Source organism: Marinifilum breve (assembly GCF_003202155.1).
GTDB classification, from domain to species: Bacteria; Bacteroidota; Bacteroidia; order Bacteroidales; family Marinifilaceae; genus Marinifilum; species Marinifilum breve.
In genome coordinates, this window is record NZ_QFLI01000050.1 from 1 (window position 1) to 795 (window position 795).

General features: G+C 54.8%; 2 protein-coding genes. Both read left to right on the forward strand.

All coding sequences use genetic code 11. From position 1 onward, the window contains the following. On the forward strand, positions 1–715 hold a 715-nt coding region (locus tag DF185_RS22945; RefSeq protein ID WP_110364071.1), incomplete at its 5' end, for a terminase gpA endonuclease subunit. Then, a partial coding sequence (gene gpW / locus DF185_RS22950) for a gpW family head-tail joining protein (protein WP_242692783.1) occupies positions 712–795 on the forward strand: 84 nt, incomplete at its 3' end. The genes DF185_RS22945 and gpW, both read left to right, overlap by 4 nt.

Genomic DNA, 795 nt, shown 5'->3' on the forward strand with positions numbered 1-795 from the left:
GGACCGCTACGAAATGCGCGTATGGGGATGGGGGCCGGGTGAGGAAAGCTGGCTGATTGACCGGCAGATTATTATGGGCCGCCACGACGATGAACAGACGCTGCTGCGTGTGGATGAGGCCATCAATAAAACCTATACCCGCCGGAATGGTGCAGAAATGTCGATATCCCGTATCTGCTGGGATACTGGCGGGATTGACCCGACCATTGTGTATGAACGCTCGAAAAAACATGGGCTGTTCCGGGTGATCCCCATTAAAGGGGCATCCGTCTACGGAAAGCCGGTGGCCAGCATGCCACGTAAGCGAAACAAAAACGGGGTTTACCTTACCGAAATCGGTACGGATACCGCGAAAGAGCAGATTTATAACCGCTTCACACTGACGCCGGAAGGGGATGAACCGCTTCCCGGTGCCGTTCACTTCCCGAATAACCCGGATATTTTTGATCTGACCGAAGCGCAGCAGCTGACTGCTGAAGAGCAGGTCGAAAAATGGGTGGATGGCAGGAAAAAAATACTGTGGGACAGCAAAAAGCGACGCAATGAGGCACTCGACTGCTTCGTTTATGCGCTGGCGGCGCTGCGCATCAGTATTTCCCGCTGGCAGCTGGATCTCAGTGCGCTGCTGGCGAGCCTGCAGGAAGAGGATGGTGCAGCAACCAACAAGAAAACACTGGCAGATTACGCCCGTGCCTTATCCGGAGAGGATGAATGACGCGACAGGAAGAACTTGCCGCTGCCCGTGCGGCACTGCATGACCTGATGACAGGTAAACGGGTGGCAACAGTACAGAAA